The sequence below is a fragment of the Pseudomonas sp. ACN8 genome (assembly GCF_002303925.1).
GTDB lineage: Bacteria > Pseudomonadota > Gammaproteobacteria > Pseudomonadales > Pseudomonadaceae > Aquipseudomonas.
The window spans coordinates 22,455-36,157 of record NZ_MRCS01000060.1 but is presented as its reverse complement, the minus strand read 5'-3'; the positions used below and the strand labels follow the sequence as shown (position 1 = coordinate 36,157).

Genomic DNA, 13,703 nt, shown 5'->3' with positions numbered 1-13,703 from the left:
CGGGTCTTCGCCTACGCGGACGCTCATCGCTACCGTGTCGGCACCAATCACCAGCAGTTGCCAGTCAATGCTGCGCGCAGTCCGGTCAACAGTTACCAGCGTGATGGTTCGATGGCTTTTGGCAGCAGCCACAGGATGGGAACCGGGTGGCGTGAGGAGTCAGATCGATCTGTAGAGCGTCGCCATCGGGTTTGATGGTGACGACAGAAAAGCCCTCCCAAAAAGGAAGGAAAGTATTAATATCGCGCATAAGAACGCCGGTTTGTTAGATGTGTTTGCTCGCACGAACATCATCAATCAAATCGGCGTTCTTGTTTCTGTATTTCCCGGGATTCCGTGAAGAACCTTTTTTGTATCTGTAGGAGCGAGCTTGCTCCGGGCTGCGTTCCGACGAAGGCCGTAAACGATAACGCAGCGCCTTCAGATTTTTCGCGAGCAAGCTCGCTCCTACAAAAGACGTTGGGGCTTCCCCCCCTATGCAATCAGGTGTGGGATTGCAGGTAGTTCTCAAGCCCGATCAACTTGATCAGCCCCAACTGCTTCTCGAGCCAGTAGGTGTGATCTTCTTCGGTGTCATGTAACTGGACCCGCAGCATTTCGCGGCTGACATAGTCCTTGTGTTGCTCGCAGAGCTTGATGCCCTTGCACAGCGCAGCCCGCACCTTGTATTCCAGACGCAAATCCGCTTCGAGCATCTCGGTGACTGTGGTGCCGACATCGAGATCGTCCGGACGCATCCGCGGCGTGCCCTCGAGCATCAGAATCCGGCGCATCAGGGCATCAGCGTGCCCTGCTTCCTCTTCCATCTCGTGGTTGATTCGTTCGTAGAGCTTGGTGAAACCCCAGTCCTCATACATCCGCGAGTGGACGAAATATTGATCACGCGCGGCCAGTTCGCCGGTCAGCAACGTGTTGAGGTAATCGATCACATCTGGGTGGCCTTGCATCGCCCTACATCTCCCTGCTTGAAAGTTGTAGTTTGAACCAACATGCCGGTATCGTCACTCGCAAGACGCAATAAAAGCGAAGATATTCTGAGAAAACCGGCTGAAATAACGCAAAAAACCGCCCAAACAAGGGCGGTTCTGCTTCTCATTTAGACTTCGTTAAGCTGTACGTTGAGCAGCTTTGCGATTGCTTCTCCATACGCCGGGTCAGCCCTGTAGAAATGTTGCAGCTGGCGATCAACCACATCACTCGACACACCGGCCATCGCACCGGCGATGTTGCTGACCAGCAGTGATTTCTGCTCTTCAGTCATCAAGCGGAACAACGCGCCGGCGTGACTGTAGTAATCAGTGTCCTCACGGTGGTCGTAACGATCGGCGGCACCATTGAGGGCCAACGCCGGCTCTGCGTAACGAGGCGCCTGCTTCGGCGACTCGACATAGCTGTTCGGCTCGTAGTTCGGTGTCGCACCGCCATTGCTGCCAAAAGCCATCGAACCATCACGCTGGTAACTGTTGACCGGACTGCGCGCAGCATTGACTGGCAACTGCTGGTGATTGGTGCCGACACGGTAGCGATGAGCGTCCGCGTAGGCGAAGACCCGACCTTGCAGCATACGATCCGGTGACAGACCAACGCCCGGGACCATATTGCTGGGACCGAACGCCGCTTGCTCGACTTCCGCGAAGTAGTTCTGCGGATTGCGATTGAGTTCCAACTCTCCGACTTCAATCAGTGGAAACTCTTTCTGCGACCAGGTTTTGGTGACATCAAACGGGTTCTCGTAGTGCTCCGCCGCCTGGGCCTCGCTCATGATCTGAATGCACACGCGCCATTTCGGGAAATCACCCTGCTCAATGGCATTGAACAGGTCGCGCTGGGCGTAATCCGGATCAGTACCTGCCAGGCGCGCTGCCTCGGCAGGAGCAAGGTTCTTGATCCCCTGTTTGGTCTTGTAGTGCCACTTCACCCAGTGACGCTCACCTTGAGCGTTGATGAGGCTGTAAGTGTGGCTGCCGAAGCCATGCATGTGGCGGTATCCATCAGGAATACCCCGGTCTGAGAACAGGATGGTGACCTGGTGCAGCGCCTCGGGCGAATGCGACCAGAAGTCCCACATCGCCTGGGCACTCTTCAGGTTGCTTTGCGGCAAACGCTTCTGGGTGTGGATAAAGTCCGGAAACTTCAGCGGATCACGAATGAAGAACACGGGTGTGTTGTTGCCGACGATGTCCCAGTTGCCTTCCTCGGTGTAGAACTTCAAAGCGAACCCGCGCGGATCACGCTCGGTATCGGCCGAACCACGCTCGCCACCCACGGTGGAAAACCGCAAGAAAGTCGGGGTTTGCTTGCCAACTGCCTCAAACAGCTTCGCGCTGGTGTATTGAGTGATATCGCGTGTCACGGTGAACGTACCGTAGGCACCCGAGCCTTTGGCGTGTACACGACGCTCAGGGATGTTTTCACGGTTGAAGTGGGCAAGCTTCTCGATCAGGTGAAAGTCGTCGAGCAGCAGCGGGCCACGAGGGCCGGCGGAACGGGAATTCTGGTTATCGGCAACAGGAGCGCCACTGGCGGTGGTAAGCGTTTTGTTTTGACTCATGCGATCTTCCTTCCTCTGTCGGTCTTGAACTGCCGGCTATCGGCTGAGAGGGAGTATTGACCATCAATATGACATCTACAAATTCATTAACTTGCAGACATCGATAGAGAAAAACTAACAATCATCCCCATCACATAATGCCGATGTGGACGAAGGAGACGCTTGTACAAACGGTGCGTTTCTTACAGGCACAAAAAACCGGGCACTAGGCCCGGTTCTTTGTTTCAGACTGACGTCTTACTCGGCAGATACAGCTTCGCCGGCAGTAGCACGATCAACCAACTCGACGTACGCCATAGGCGCGTTGTCGCCAGCGCGGAAACCGCACTTGAGGATGCGCAGGTAGCCACCCTCACGGGTAGCGTAACGCTTGCCCAGATCGTTGAAGAGCTTACCAACGATAGCTTTCGAACGAGTACGGTCGAAAGCCAGACGGCGGTTAGCAACGCTATCTATCTTGGCCAAAGTGATCAGCGGCTCGGCAACGCGGCGCAGTTCTTTAGCTTTTGGCAGAGTAGTTTTGATCAGCTCGTGCTCGAACAGCGACACCGCCATGTTTTGGAACATGGCCTTGCGGTGCGAGCTGGTGCGGCTCAGGTGACGACCACTTTTACGATGACGCATGGTTCATTCCTTACCAAACACTACGTTCGGTGATTACGACGATCAGGCAGTCGCCTTGTCGTCCTTCTTAAGACTTGCAGGCGGCCAGTTGTCGAGGCGCATGCCGAGGGACAGACCGCGGGAGGCCAGAACGTCCTTGATTTCAGTCAAGGATTTCTTGCCCAGGTTCGGAGTCTTCAACAGCTCTACTTCGGTACGCTGAATCAGGTCACCGATGTAGTAGATGTTTTCCGCCTTAAGGCAGTTAGCCGAACGTACAGTCAGTTCCAGATCGTCAACCGGGCGAAGCAGGATCGGATCGATCTCGTCTTCCTGCTCGACAACCACTGGCTCACTGTCACCCTTGAGGTCGACGAACGCAGCCAACTGCTGTTGCAGGATGGTTGCAGCGCGGCGAATTGCCTCTTCAGGATCCAGAGTACCGTTGGTTTCCAGATCAATAACCAGCTTGTCCAGGTTAGTACGCTGCTCGACACGGGCGTTTTCCACCACGTATGCGATACGGCGAACCGGGCTGAACGAAGAGTCAAGCTGCAAGCGACCGATGCTGCGGCTTTCGTCTTCATCGCTCTGACGCGAGTCTGCCGGTTCATAACCACGACCACGAGCTACTACGAGCTTCATGTTCAGGGCGCCGTTAGACGCCAGGTTAGCGATTACGTGATCGGGATTAACGATCTCGACATCATGATCCAGCTGAATATCGGCAGCGGTAACCACCCCCGAACCCTTCTTCGACAAGGTCAGCGTAACTTCGTCACGACCGTGCAGCTTGATAGCCAGACCTTTAAGGTTCAACAGGATTTCAATTACGTCTTCCTGTACACCTTCGATGGCGCTGTACTCGTGGAGCACACCGTCAATCTCGGCCTCGACTACTGCACAGCCGGGCATTGAGGACAACAGGATGCGGCGCAGCGCGTTGCCCAGGGTATGGCCAAAACCACGCTCGAGAGGCTCGAGAGTGATCTTGGCGCGGGTTGGACTGACAACCTGCACATCAATGTGGCGGGGTGTCAGGAACTCATTTACCGAAATCTGCATGGATGCACCTATTTTCTAGCCCTTACTTGGAGTAGAGCTCGACAATCAGGCTTTCGTTGATGTCGGCGGACAGATCACTGCGAGCTGGAACGTTCTTGAAAACGCCCGACTTCTTCTCAGTGTCTACTTCTACCCATTCTACGCGGCCACGTTGGGCACACAGATCGAGAGCTTGGACAATGCGAAGTTGATTTTTTGCTTTCTCGCGAACAGCGACCACGTCACCAGCACGAACCTGGTAGGACGGAACGTTAACGGTCTGACCGTTTACGCTGATCGACTTGTGCGATACCAGCTGACGGGATTCGGCACGAGTCGAACCAAAGCCCATACGGTATACAACGTTGTCCAGACGGCATTCGAGCAGTTGCAGCAGGTTTTCACCGGTTGCACCTTTCTTGCCAGCAGCTTCTTTGTAGTAGCCGCTGAATTGACGCTCGAGAACGCCGTAGATACGACGGACCTTCTGCTTTTCACGCAGTTGGGTGCCGTAGTCGGACTGGCGACCGCGGCGTTGGCCGTGGATACCAGGTGCTGCTTCAATGTTGCACTTCGATTCGATCGCGCGCACGCCGCTCTTCAGGAAGAGATCGGTGCCTTCGCGACGAGCGAGTTTGCATTTTGGACCAATGTAACGAGCCATTCTTTACAATCTCCTGGATTACACGCGGCGCTTCTTCGGCGGACGGCACCCGTTGTGCGGGATTGGCGTCACGTCGGTGATGCTGGCGATCTTGTAGCCACAGCCGTTCAAAGCGCGGACTGCGGATTCACGACCTGGACCTGGACCTTTGACGTTGACGTCGAGGTTTTTCAGGCCGTATTCCAGCGCAGCTTGACCAGCACGTTCAGCAGCTACCTGAGCAGCAAACGGGGTGGACTTGCGGGAACCGCGGAAACCCGAACCACCGGAGGTAGCCCAGGAAAGAGCGTTACCTTGACGGTCGGTGATGGTCACGATGGTGTTGTTAAAAGATGCATGGATGTGGGCGATGCCATCAACCACTGTCTTTTTAACTTTTTTACGAGGACGAGCAGCAGGTTTTGCCATGATTAAATTCCTGTCGATTCGCTGGGGCGATTACTTGCGGATCGGCTTACGCGGACCTTTACGGGTACGCGCGTTGGTCTTGGTACGCTGACCGCGTACTGGAAGACCGCGACGATGACGCAGACCGCGATAGCAACCGAGGTCCATCAAGCGCTTGATTTTCATGTTGATTTCGCGACGCAGGTCACCTTCAGTGGTGAACTTCGCCACTTCGCCACGCAGCTGTTCAATTTGCTCGTCGCTCAGATCTTTGATCTTTGCTGCTGGGTTTACCCCAGTCTCTGCACAAATTTTCTGTGCAGTAGTGCGACCAACACCATAGATGTAGGTCAGCGAGATAACAGTATGCTTGTTATCTGGAATGTTAACGCCTGCAATACGGGCCATTCAGTGGGACTCCAATTGACAGCTACCTACGCCCCGGAAGCCAAGAAATAGGGCGCGAGATAATATCGCTGTAATAACAAATAATCAACCCGGTAGCGCACTAGCTACCGGGCTTGAAGCACAATCACACTCAGCCTTGGCGCTGTTTGTGACGCGGTTCCGCGCTGCAAATTACTCGAACAACACCTTCGCGGCGAATAATCTTGCAGTTACGGCACAGCTTTTTCACCGATGCACGAACTTTCATCACCAACTCCTCGAACCTTATGGGTCAGCGCAGCATGCCGCTGCCGTAACCCTTCAGGTTGGCTTTCTTCATCAGGGATTCGTACTGGTGCGAAACGAGGTGCGATTGTACTTGGGACATGAAGTCCATCACAACCACGACGACGATCAGCAACGAGGTCCCGCCAAGGTAGAACGGTACGTTGGCTGCAACCACCAGGAACTGGGGCAACAGGCAGACGGCCGTCATGTAAAGAGCACCGAACATGGTCAAGCGAGTCAGAACGCCATCAATGTAGCGCGCAGACTGCTCACCTGGACGGATGCCCGGAATAAAGGCACCGGACTTCTTCAGGTTTTCCGCTACGTCTTTCGGATTGAACATCAACGCCGTATAGAAGAAGCAGAAGAAAATAATCCCTGCACTAAACAGCAGAATATTCAACGGCTGACCAGGAGCGATCGACTGCGAGATGTCCTGCAACCAGCCCATACCTTCAGACTGACCGAACCAGGCACCCAACGAAGCCGGGAACAGCAAAATGCTGCTCGCGAAAATAGCCGGAATAACACCGGCCATGTTCACCTTCAGCGGCAAGTGGCTGGTCTGCGCAGCGAAGACCTTGCGGCCCTGCTGACGCTTGGCGTAGTGAACAGCAATACGACGCTGACCACGCTCAATGAACACCACGAAACCGATAATCGCTACTGCCAGCAAACCGATGGCAACCAGGGCGAAGATGTTGATATCACCCTGACGCGCAGACTCGAAAGACTGCCCGATCGCTCTCGGAAGACCGGCGACGATACCCGAAAAAATCAACATCGAGATACCGTTGCCAACACCACGCTCAGTAATCTGCTCACCCAGCCACATCATGAACATCGCACCAGCCACAAACGTGGATACCGCGACGAAATGGAAGCCAAAGTCACCAGTGAACGCAACGCCCTGCCCCGCCAGACCAATGGACATGCCAATGGCCTGGACGAGAGCGAGGACGACAGTGCCGTAGCGGGTGTACTGGCTGATCTTGCGACGGCCAGCTTCACCTTCCTTCTTCAACTGCTCCAGCTGCGGGCTGACGGCTGTCATCAGTTGCATGATGATCGATGCCGAGATGTACGGCATGATCCCCAGTGCAAAGATGCTCATCCGTTCCAGCGCGCCGCCGGAAAACATGTTGAACAAGCTAAGAATGGTCCCCTCATTCTGTCGAAACAGGTCCGCGAGTCGGTCCGGGTTGATACCTGGAACCGGGATGTGTGCGCCTATTCGGTAGACGATAATCGCCAGGAACAGAAAACGCAGACGAGCCCAGAGTTCAGACATACCGCCTTTGCCGAGCGCAGAGAGAGCACCTTGCTTAGCCATTTATTCCTCGAACTTGCCGCCAGCTGCTTCGATAGCCGCACGCGCACCTTTGGTGGCGCCGATTCCCTTGCCGATAGTGACAGCGCGAGTCACTTCACCGGACAGCATGATTTTCACACGCTGTACGTTGACGTTGATCACGTTGGCATCTTTCAGGGACTGCACGGTGACGATGTCGCCTTCCACTTTAGCCAGCTCGGACAGACGCACTTCTGCGCGATCCATGGCCTTCAGGGAAACGAAACCGAACTTCGGCAGGCGACGATGCAGCGGCTGTTGACCGCCTTCAAAGCCTGGAGCAATGGTGCCACCGGAGCGGGAGGTCTGACCCTTGTGACCACGGCCACCAGTCTTACCCAAACCGCTACCGATACCACGGCCCGGACGATGCTTTTCGCGACGGGAACCCGGCGCTGGACTCAGATCATTGAGTTTCATCGATTAACCCTCGACACGCAGCATGTAGTAAGCCTTGTTGATCATCCCGCGATTCTCGGGAGTATCCTGGACTTCTACAGTGTGACCGATGCGACGCAGACCCAGACCCTTAACGCACAGTTTGTGGTTAGGGATGCGGCCGGTCATACTTTTGATCAGCGTTACTTTTACGGTAGCCATGATCAGAAGATCTCCTTGACGCTTTTGCCACGCTTGGCGGCAATGGATTCAGGAGACTGCATTGCTTTCAAACCCTTGAAAGTGGCGTGAACCACGTTTACAGGGTTAGTCGAGCCGTAGCACTTGGCCAGAACGTTCTGAACGCCGGCAACTTCGAGGACAGCACGCATAGCGCCGCCAGCGATGATACCGGTACCTTCAGAAGCAGGCTGCATGTACACCTTCGAAGCGCCGTGAGCGGACTTCATTGCGTACTGCAGAGTAGTGCCGTTCAGATCAACCTGGATCATGTTGCGGCGAGCAGCTTCCATTGCCTTCTGGATCGCAGCAGGCACTTCACGCGACTTGCCACGGCCGAAGCCAACACGGCCCTTACCATCACCAACCACGGTCAACGCGGTGAAAGTGAAGATACGGCCGCCTTTAACGGTTTTGGCTACGCGGTTAACTTGAACCAGCTTCTCGATGTAGCCTTCGTCGCGCTTTTGGTCGTTATTTGACATAACTTAGAACTCCAGCCCAGCTTCACGAGCAGCATCAGCCAGCGCTTTAACGCGGCCGTGGTACTTGAAGCCAGAGCGGTCGAAAGCCACTTGCGAGACGCCAGCGGCCTTAGCACGCGTAGCGACCAGCTGGCCAACCTTAGTGGCCGCGTCGATGTTGCCGGTGGCACCATCACGCAGTTCTTTATCCAAAGTCGAGGCGCTTGCCAGGACTTTGTTGCCGTCGGCCGAAATGACCTGGGCGTAGATGTGCTGCGAAGAGCGGAACACGCAGAGACGCACGACTTCGAGTTCGTGCATTTTCAGGCGTGCTTTGCGAGCGCGACGCAGTCGAGTAACTTTTTTGTCGGTCATTTGCTATGCCCTACTTCTTCTTGGCTTCTTTACGACGGACGACTTCGTCCGCGTAGCGCACACCTTTGCCTTTGTACGGCTCTGGTGGACGGAAGTCGCGGATCTCGGCGGCCACTTGACCTACCAGCTGCTTGTCGATGCCCTTGATCAGGATATCGGTCTGGCTAGGAGTCTCAGCGGTGATGCCTTCCGGCAGTTCGTAATCCACTGGGTGCGAGAAGCCAAGAGCCAGGTTCAGCACTGTGCCTTTTGCTTGCGCTTTGTAACCAACACCGACCAGCTGGAGCTTGCGCTCGAAGCCTTGGCTTACGCCTTGGACCATGTTGTTTACCAACGCACGAGTGGTACCAGCCATTGCGCGAGTCTGTTGATCGCCATTGCGAGCAGCGAAACGCAGCTCACCAGCTTCTTCAACGATCTCAACGGACGAATGGATGTTCAGTTCGAGAGTGCCCTTGGCACCCTTCACCGAAAGCTGTTGGCCTGCGAATTTTACTTCGACACCGGCTGGCAGCTTAACGGGGTTCTTAGCGACGCGAGACATGCTTATCCCCCCTTAGAACACAGTGCAAAGAACTTCGCCGCCGACACCGGCAGCGCGCGCAGCACGATCAGTCATCACACCCTTGTTGGTGGAGACGATAGACACACCGAGACCGCCACGAACTTTTGGCAGATCATCGACGGACTTGTACTGACGCAGGCCTGGACGGCTAACGCGCTTCACTTCTTCGATAACCGGACGGCCTTCGAAGTACTTCAGCTCGATGGACAGCAGTGGTTTGATTTCGCTGCTGATCTGATAACCCGCAATGTAACCTTCGTCCTTCAGGACTTTGGCAACAGCTACCTTCAACGTGGAAGATGGCATGCTTACGACGGACTTTTCAGCCATCTGGGCATTACGGATACGAGTTAGCATGTCCGCTAACGGGTCCTGCATACTCATGGGCTAGACGCTCCTAATACAAAAAAATTAGCCTTGCGGCTATTACGTGTCGCCGAGAATCTCCGAGCATGAAAAACACGGGCTCAGGCGAGCCGGGTATTCTAGACACACCCCAGAAATGAATCAAGCCCCAAAAGGGGCTTGATTCAGATTCAAGGCCACCGGTGGTCAGGATCTTGCGATCCTGGACACCGAGACTTTGACAGTACTTACCAGCTGGCTTTAACCAGACCCGGTACGTCACCACGCATGGCAGCTTCACGCAGCTTGTTACGGCCGAGGCCGAACTTGCGGTAAACGCCGTGTGGACGACCGGTCAGGCGGCAGCGGTTACGCATGCGCGAAGCGCTTGCGTCACGTGGCTGCTTCTGCAGGGCTACTGTAGCTTCCCAACGCGCTTCTGGACTTGCGTTCAGATCAACGATGATAGCTTTCAGTGCTGCACGCTTCTTGGCGTACTTGGCAACCGTGAGCTGACGCTTCAGCTCGCGGTTTTTCATGCTCATCTTGGCCATGGTCCTACTCCAATCAGTTGCGGAACGGGAATTTGAACGCACGCAGCAGAGCGCGGCCTTCATCATCGTTCTTGGCAGTGGTGGTCAGGGTGATGTCCAGACCGCGGAGAGCATCGATCTTGTCGTAGTCGATTTCCGGGAAGATGATCTGCTCTTTCACGCCCATGCTGTAGTTGCCACGACCATCGAAGGACTTGGCATTCAGGCCGCGGAAGTCGCGAACCCGAGGCAGGGAGATCGACAGCAGACGATCCAGGAACTCGTACATACGCTCACGGCGCAGGGTCACTTTGACGCCGATCGGCCAACCTTCACGGACTTTAAAGCCAGCGATGGATTTGCGAGCGTAGGTCACAACGACTTTCTGGCCGGTGATCTTTTCCAGGTCAGCAACAGCGTGCTCGATGACTTTTTTGTCGCCGATCGCTTCGCCCAGACCCATGTTCAGGGTGATTTTGGTAACGCGCGGAACTTCCATCACGTTCGAAAGCTTAAGTTCTTCCTTAAGTTTCGGAGCAATTTCCTTCCGGTAAATCTCTTTTAGTCGTGCCATGGTCTCATCTACCTAGCAGTGTTCAAGCATCAACCGCTTTTTGGGTCGACTTGAAGACACGAATTTTCTTGCCGTCTTCTACTTTGAAACCAACGCGGTCAGCCTTGTTGGTTTCGCCGTTGAAAATGGCGACGTTAGAAGCATCCAGTGGAGCTTCTTTTTCGACGATACCGCCCTGCACGCCCGACATCGGGTTAGGCTTGGTATGACGCTTGACCAGGTTCAGACCACCAATAACCAAACGGTTGTTAGCGAGAACCTTAAGCACCTTACCGCGCTTACCTTTGTCTTTGCCGGCGATCACGATGATCTCGTCGTCACGACGAATCTTTTGCATGTCGGATCTCCTTACAGCACTTCTGGGGCGAGCGAGACGATCTTCATGAACTTCTCAGTACGAAGTTCACGGGTCACTGGCCCAAAGATACGGGTGCCGATCGGCTCTTGCTTGTTGTTCAGAAGAACAGCAGCGTTGCCATCAAAGCGGATAATGGAGCCATCAGCACGACGTACGCCGTGACGAGTGCGGACTACAACAGCAGTCATCACTTGGCCTTTTTTCACTTTACCGCGAGGAATTGCTTCCTTCACGGTAACTTTGATGATGTCACCGATACCAGCGTAACGACGATGGGAGCCACCCAGCACCTTGATGCACATAACACGGCGAGCGCCGCTGTTATCGGCCACATCGAGCATGGATTGAGTCTGAATCATATAATTTCTCCGACCCCTAGTCCTTAGACTTCCACAGCGCGTTCGAGAACATCAACCAGCGCCCAAGACTTGGTCTTGGCCAAAGGACGAGTTTCACGAATAGTGACTTTGTCGCCGATGTGGCACTGATTGGTTTCGTCGTGCGCGTGCAGCTTAGTCGAACGCTTAACGTATTTACCGTAGATCGGGTGCTTAACGCGACGCTCGATCAGAACGGTGATGGTTTTGTCCATCTTGTCGCTGACAACACGGCCAGTCAGCGTACGGACAGTTTTTTCGGCTTCAGCCATGATTACTTACCTGCCTGCTGGTTGAGCACAGTCTTCACGCGAGCGATGTCACGCTTAACTTGCGAGAGCAGATGAGACTGCCCCAACTGGCCAGTTGCTTTCTGCATACGCAGATTGAACTGGTCGCGCAGCAAGCCGAGCAGTTGCTCGTTCAGCTGCTGTGCGGATTTTTCACGAAGTTCATTCGCTTTCATCACATCACCGTCCGTTTAACAAAGGAGGTGGCGAGCGGCAGCTTTGCAGCAGCCAGGGCGAAAGCCTCACGCGCCAGCTCTTCAGAAACACCCTCGATTTCATACAGGACTTTGCCTGGCTGAATCTGGGCAACCCAGTATTCGACGTTACCCTTACCTTTACCCATCCGAACTTCGAGTGGCTTCTTGGAAATAGGCTTGTCCGGGAATACACGGATCCAGATCTTGCCGCCACGTTTTACGTGACGGGTCAGAGCACGACGCGCTGACTCGATCTGACGAGCGGTGAGACGACCACGAGCAACAGACTTCAGCGCGAACTCGCCGAAGCTGACTTTGCTACCGCGCAATGCCAGGCCACGGTTGTGACCAGTCATTTGCTTGCGGAACTTCGTACGCTTTGGTTGCAACATTTGGCGTACCCCTTACTTAGCAGCTTTTTTACGAGGCGCTGGTGCTTGTGGTTTCAGTTCTTCTTGGCGACCACCAATTACTTCGCCTTTGAAGATCCAAACCTTTACACCGATCACACCGTAAGTGGTGTGAGCTTCGTAGTTGGCATAGTCGATGTCGGCACGCAGGGTGTGCAATGGCACACGACCTTCGCGATACCATTCAGTACGTGCAATTTCAGCACCGCCGAGACGACCGCTCACTTGGATTTTGATGCCTTTGGCACCAATGCGCATGGCGTTCTGTACGGCGCGCTTCATAGCGCGACGGAACATTACGCGACGCTCCAGCTGCTGAGCTACGCTCTGCGCAACCAGCATACCGTCGAGTTCCGGCTTGCGGATCTCTTCGATATTGATGTGCACAGGCACACCCATTTGCTTGGTCAGGTCCTGACGCAGTTTCTCAACATCTTCACCTTTCTTCCCGATAACGATACCTGGACGAGCGGTGTGGATGGTGATACGTGCAGTTTGGGCCGGACGATGGATATCGATACGGCTTACGGACGCGCTTTTTAGTTTGTCTTGGAGATACTCACGCACCTTCAGATCTGCGAGCAAATAGTCCGCATAAGTCCGACCGTCTGCGTACCAGACGGAGGTGTGCTCCTTGACGATTCCCAGGCGAATGCCAATGGGATGTACTTTCTGACCCATCTCTTCGACTCCGTTACTTGTCAGCAACCTTGACAGTGATATGGCAAGACCGCTTGACGATGCGATCAGCACGGCCTTTGGCACGTGGCATGATGCGCTTCAGCGAACGCCCTTCGTTGACGAAAACAGTGCTGACCTTCAGGTCATCAACGTCTGCGCCTTCGTTATGCTCGGCGTTGGCTACGGCCGACTCCAGCACTTTCTTCATGATCTCGGCGGCTTTCTTACTGCTGAAAGCCAACAGGTTGAGCGCTTCGCCCACCTTCTTCCCGCGGATCTGGTCGGCGACCAAGCGGGCTTTCTGGGCGGAGATTCGAGCGCCCGACAACTTAGCGGCTACTTCCATTTCCTAACCCCTTAACGCTTGGCTTTCTTGTCTGCCACGTGCCCGCGATAAGTGCGGGTACCGGCGAACTCGCCCAGTTTGTGGCCGACCATGTCTTCGTTCACGAGAACTGGGACGTGCTGACGACCGTTGTGTACTGCGATGGTCAGACCGACCATTTGTGGCAGGATCATCGAACGACGCGACCAGGTTTTCACCGGTTTGCGATCGTTCTTTTCCGCCGCCACTTCGATCTTCTTCAGTAGGTGAAGATCGATAAAAGGACCTTTTTTCAGAGAACGTGGCACTGTCGTAT

At 54.7% G+C, this 13,703-nt stretch carries 25 protein-coding genes and 1 pseudogene; 1 reads left to right on the top strand and 25 read right to left on the bottom strand.

Annotated features, from left to right (window positions below; translation table 11 throughout):
• Window positions 1-129, top strand: a pseudogene (locus BSF44_RS26015) (catalase); the annotation flags it as partial.
• Window positions 130-482: 353 nt separating this feature from the next.
• Here the strand turns inward: BSF44_RS26015 and bfr are convergent.
• The 25 genes from bfr to rpsS all read right to left on the bottom strand — a co-directional run bounded on the left by bfr (window position 483) and on the right by rpsS (window position 13,695).
• Window positions 483-947: a bacterioferritin gene (bfr, locus tag BSF44_RS26005; RefSeq protein WP_008053867.1), complete on the bottom strand. Its 465-nt coding sequence runs from the start codon at window positions 945-947 to the stop codon at window positions 483-485.
• 149 nt (window positions 948-1,096) lie between these two features.
• Entirely contained in the window at window positions 1,097-2,551 is a 1,455-nt protein-coding gene (locus BSF44_RS26000; RefSeq protein WP_095945916.1) for a catalase, read from the bottom strand.
• A 237-nt stretch (window positions 2,552-2,788) separates the two neighbouring features.
• Window positions 2,789-3,175: a 50S ribosomal protein L17 gene (gene rplQ, locus BSF44_RS25995; RefSeq protein WP_046041617.1), complete on the bottom strand. Its 387-nt coding sequence runs from the start codon at window positions 3,173-3,175 to the stop codon at window positions 2,789-2,791.
• Between the two features lie 42 nt (window positions 3,176-3,217).
• Window positions 3,218-4,219: a DNA-directed RNA polymerase subunit alpha gene (gene rpoA, locus BSF44_RS25990; protein WP_007970428.1), complete on the bottom strand. Its 1,002-nt coding sequence runs from the start codon at window positions 4,217-4,219 to the stop codon at window positions 3,218-3,220.
• 22 nt (window positions 4,220-4,241) lie between these two features.
• The gene (gene rpsD, locus BSF44_RS25985) at window positions 4,242-4,862 is read right to left on the bottom strand and encodes a 30S ribosomal protein S4 (RefSeq protein ID WP_003176404.1); all 621 of its coding nucleotides are present in this window, start codon (window positions 4,860-4,862) and stop codon (window positions 4,242-4,244) included.
• Between the two features lie 18 nt (window positions 4,863-4,880).
• Complete coding sequence (rpsK, locus tag BSF44_RS25980) at window positions 4,881-5,270, bottom strand: 30S ribosomal protein S11 (protein ID WP_002555466.1); 390 nt, start codon at window positions 5,268-5,270, stop codon at window positions 4,881-4,883.
• Window positions 5,271-5,300: 30 nt separating this feature from the next.
• Complete coding sequence (rpsM, locus tag BSF44_RS25975) at window positions 5,301-5,657, bottom strand: 30S ribosomal protein S13 (protein ID WP_009045849.1); 357 nt, start codon at window positions 5,655-5,657, stop codon at window positions 5,301-5,303.
• A 130-nt stretch (window positions 5,658-5,787) separates the two neighbouring features.
• Window positions 5,788-5,904: a 50S ribosomal protein L36 gene (rpmJ, locus tag BSF44_RS25970; RefSeq protein WP_002555468.1), complete on the bottom strand. Its 117-nt coding sequence runs from the start codon at window positions 5,902-5,904 to the stop codon at window positions 5,788-5,790.
• 24 nt (window positions 5,905-5,928) lie between these two features.
• Window positions 5,929-7,257: a preprotein translocase subunit SecY gene (gene secY / locus BSF44_RS25965; protein WP_003228718.1), complete on the bottom strand. Its 1,329-nt coding sequence runs from the start codon at window positions 7,255-7,257 to the stop codon at window positions 5,929-5,931.
• A complete protein-coding gene (gene rplO, locus BSF44_RS25960) occupies window positions 7,258-7,695 on the bottom strand; it encodes a 50S ribosomal protein L15 (protein WP_003228720.1) in 438 nt (145 codons plus the stop codon).
• Between the two features lie 3 nt (window positions 7,696-7,698).
• The gene (rpmD, locus tag BSF44_RS25955; protein ID WP_003176408.1) at window positions 7,699-7,875 is read right to left on the bottom strand and encodes a 50S ribosomal protein L30; all 177 of its coding nucleotides are present in this window, start codon (window positions 7,873-7,875) and stop codon (window positions 7,699-7,701) included.
• 2 nt (window positions 7,876-7,877) lie between these two features.
• Window positions 7,878-8,378, bottom strand: a complete 501-nt coding sequence (gene rpsE, locus BSF44_RS25950; RefSeq protein ID WP_003186035.1) for a 30S ribosomal protein S5 — start codon at window positions 8,376-8,378, stop codon at window positions 7,878-7,880.
• A gap of 3 nt (window positions 8,379-8,381) precedes the next feature.
• On the bottom strand, window positions 8,382-8,732 hold the full coding sequence (rplR, locus tag BSF44_RS25945; protein WP_003186037.1) for a 50S ribosomal protein L18: 351 nt from the start codon (window positions 8,730-8,732) through the stop codon (window positions 8,382-8,384).
• A gap of 10 nt (window positions 8,733-8,742) precedes the next feature.
• Window positions 8,743-9,276, bottom strand: a complete 534-nt coding sequence (gene rplF / locus BSF44_RS25940; RefSeq protein WP_003176412.1) for a 50S ribosomal protein L6 — start codon at window positions 9,274-9,276, stop codon at window positions 8,743-8,745.
• A gap of 12 nt (window positions 9,277-9,288) precedes the next feature.
• Window positions 9,289-9,681, bottom strand: a complete 393-nt coding sequence (rpsH, locus tag BSF44_RS25935; protein WP_003186040.1) for a 30S ribosomal protein S8 — start codon at window positions 9,679-9,681, stop codon at window positions 9,289-9,291.
• Between the two features lie 209 nt (window positions 9,682-9,890).
• Entirely contained in the window at window positions 9,891-10,196 is a 306-nt protein-coding gene (gene rpsN, locus BSF44_RS25930; RefSeq protein ID WP_003176414.1) for a 30S ribosomal protein S14, read from the bottom strand.
• A 13-nt stretch (window positions 10,197-10,209) separates the two neighbouring features.
• Complete coding sequence (rplE, locus tag BSF44_RS25925) at window positions 10,210-10,749, bottom strand: 50S ribosomal protein L5 (RefSeq protein ID WP_003210069.1); 540 nt, start codon at window positions 10,747-10,749, stop codon at window positions 10,210-10,212.
• A 22-nt stretch (window positions 10,750-10,771) separates the two neighbouring features.
• The gene (gene rplX / locus BSF44_RS25920; RefSeq protein ID WP_003176416.1) at window positions 10,772-11,086 is read right to left on the bottom strand and encodes a 50S ribosomal protein L24; all 315 of its coding nucleotides are present in this window, start codon (window positions 11,084-11,086) and stop codon (window positions 10,772-10,774) included.
• 11 nt (window positions 11,087-11,097) lie between these two features.
• On the bottom strand, window positions 11,098-11,466 hold the full coding sequence (rplN, locus tag BSF44_RS25915; RefSeq protein ID WP_002555479.1) for a 50S ribosomal protein L14: 369 nt from the start codon (window positions 11,464-11,466) through the stop codon (window positions 11,098-11,100).
• Between the two features lie 23 nt (window positions 11,467-11,489).
• Complete coding sequence (gene rpsQ / locus BSF44_RS25910) at window positions 11,490-11,756, bottom strand: 30S ribosomal protein S17 (RefSeq protein WP_003176419.1); 267 nt, start codon at window positions 11,754-11,756, stop codon at window positions 11,490-11,492.
• Window positions 11,757-11,758: 2 nt separating this feature from the next.
• Window positions 11,759-11,950 (bottom strand): 50S ribosomal protein L29, encoded by a 192-nt coding sequence (gene rpmC, locus BSF44_RS25905; protein ID WP_002555481.1) that lies wholly within the window; start codon window positions 11,948-11,950, stop codon window positions 11,759-11,761.
• Window positions 11,950-12,363 (bottom strand): 50S ribosomal protein L16, encoded by a 414-nt coding sequence (gene rplP, locus BSF44_RS25900; protein WP_003228729.1) that lies wholly within the window; start codon window positions 12,361-12,363, stop codon window positions 11,950-11,952. The genes rpmC and rplP overlap by 1 nt, the downstream gene beginning before the upstream one ends.
• A 12-nt stretch (window positions 12,364-12,375) precedes the next feature.
• Window positions 12,376-13,062, bottom strand: a complete 687-nt coding sequence (rpsC, locus tag BSF44_RS25895) for a 30S ribosomal protein S3 (RefSeq protein WP_008065719.1) — start codon at window positions 13,060-13,062, stop codon at window positions 12,376-12,378.
• Between the two features lie 13 nt (window positions 13,063-13,075).
• Window positions 13,076-13,408, bottom strand: a complete 333-nt coding sequence (gene rplV / locus BSF44_RS25890; protein WP_003103908.1) for a 50S ribosomal protein L22 — start codon at window positions 13,406-13,408, stop codon at window positions 13,076-13,078.
• An 11-nt stretch (window positions 13,409-13,419) separates the two neighbouring features.
• Window positions 13,420-13,695, bottom strand: a complete 276-nt coding sequence (gene rpsS / locus BSF44_RS25885) for a 30S ribosomal protein S19 (RefSeq protein ID WP_002555486.1) — start codon at window positions 13,693-13,695, stop codon at window positions 13,420-13,422.
• Window positions 13,696-13,703 lie beyond the last annotated feature (8 nt).

Coding starts and splice junctions, on each gene's coding strand:
- bfr (WP_008053867.1), bottom strand. CDS start 947: ATGCAAGGCCACCCAGATGTGATCGATTACCTCAACACGTTGCTGACC.
- BSF44_RS26000 (WP_095945916.1), bottom strand. CDS start 2,551: ATGAGTCAAAACAAAACGCTTACCACCGCCAGTGGCGCTCCTGTTGCC.
- rplQ (WP_046041617.1), bottom strand. CDS start 3,175: ATGCGTCATCGTAAAAGTGGTCGTCACCTGAGCCGCACCAGCTCGCAC.
- rpoA (WP_007970428.1), bottom strand. CDS start 4,219: ATGCAGATTTCGGTAAATGAGTTCCTGACACCCCGCCACATTGATGTG.
- rpsD (WP_003176404.1), bottom strand. CDS start 4,862: ATGGCTCGTTACATTGGTCCAAAATGCAAACTCGCTCGTCGCGAAGGC.
- rpsK (WP_002555466.1), bottom strand. CDS start 5,270: ATGGCAAAACCTGCTGCTCGTCCTCGTAAAAAAGTTAAAAAGACAGTG.
- rpsM (WP_009045849.1), bottom strand. CDS start 5,657: ATGGCCCGTATTGCAGGCGTTAACATTCCAGATAACAAGCATACTGTT.
- rpmJ (WP_002555468.1), bottom strand. CDS start 5,904: ATGAAAGTTCGTGCATCGGTGAAAAAGCTGTGCCGTAACTGCAAGATT.
- secY (WP_003228718.1), bottom strand. CDS start 7,257: ATGGCTAAGCAAGGTGCTCTCTCTGCGCTCGGCAAAGGCGGTATGTCT.
- rplO (WP_003228720.1), bottom strand. CDS start 7,695: ATGAAACTCAATGATCTGAGTCCAGCGCCGGGTTCCCGTCGCGAAAAG.
- rpmD (WP_003176408.1), bottom strand. CDS start 7,875: ATGGCTACCGTAAAAGTAACGCTGATCAAAAGTATGACCGGCCGCATC.
- rpsE (WP_003186035.1), bottom strand. CDS start 8,378: ATGTCAAATAACGACCAAAAGCGCGACGAAGGCTACATCGAGAAGCTG.
- rplR (WP_003186037.1), bottom strand. CDS start 8,732: ATGACCGACAAAAAAGTTACTCGACTGCGTCGCGCTCGCAAAGCACGC.
- rplF (WP_003176412.1), bottom strand. CDS start 9,276: ATGTCTCGCGTCGCTAAGAACCCCGTTAAGCTGCCAGCCGGTGTCGAA.
- rpsH (WP_003186040.1), bottom strand. CDS start 9,681: ATGAGTATGCAGGACCCGTTAGCGGACATGCTAACTCGTATCCGTAAT.
- rpsN (WP_003176414.1), bottom strand. CDS start 10,196: ATGGCCAAGATGAGCATGAAAAACCGCGAGCTGAAGCGTCAGCTCACG.
- rplE (WP_003210069.1), bottom strand. CDS start 10,749: ATGGCACGACTAAAAGAGATTTACCGGAAGGAAATTGCTCCGAAACTT.
- rplX (WP_003176416.1), bottom strand. CDS start 11,086: ATGCAAAAGATTCGTCGTGACGACGAGATCATCGTGATCGCCGGCAAA.
- rplN (WP_002555479.1), bottom strand. CDS start 11,466: ATGATTCAGACTCAATCCATGCTCGATGTGGCCGATAACAGCGGCGCT.
- rpsQ (WP_003176419.1), bottom strand. CDS start 11,756: ATGGCTGAAGCCGAAAAAACTGTCCGTACGCTGACTGGCCGTGTTGTC.
- rpmC (WP_002555481.1), bottom strand. CDS start 11,950: ATGAAAGCGAATGAACTTCGTGAAAAATCCGCACAGCAGCTGAACGAG.
- rplP (WP_003228729.1), bottom strand. CDS start 12,363: ATGTTGCAACCAAAGCGTACGAAGTTCCGCAAGCAAATGACTGGTCAC.
- rpsC (WP_008065719.1), bottom strand. CDS start 13,062: ATGGGTCAGAAAGTACATCCCATTGGCATTCGCCTGGGAATCGTCAAG.
- rplV (WP_003103908.1), bottom strand. CDS start 13,408: ATGGAAGTAGCCGCTAAGTTGTCGGGCGCTCGAATCTCCGCCCAGAAA.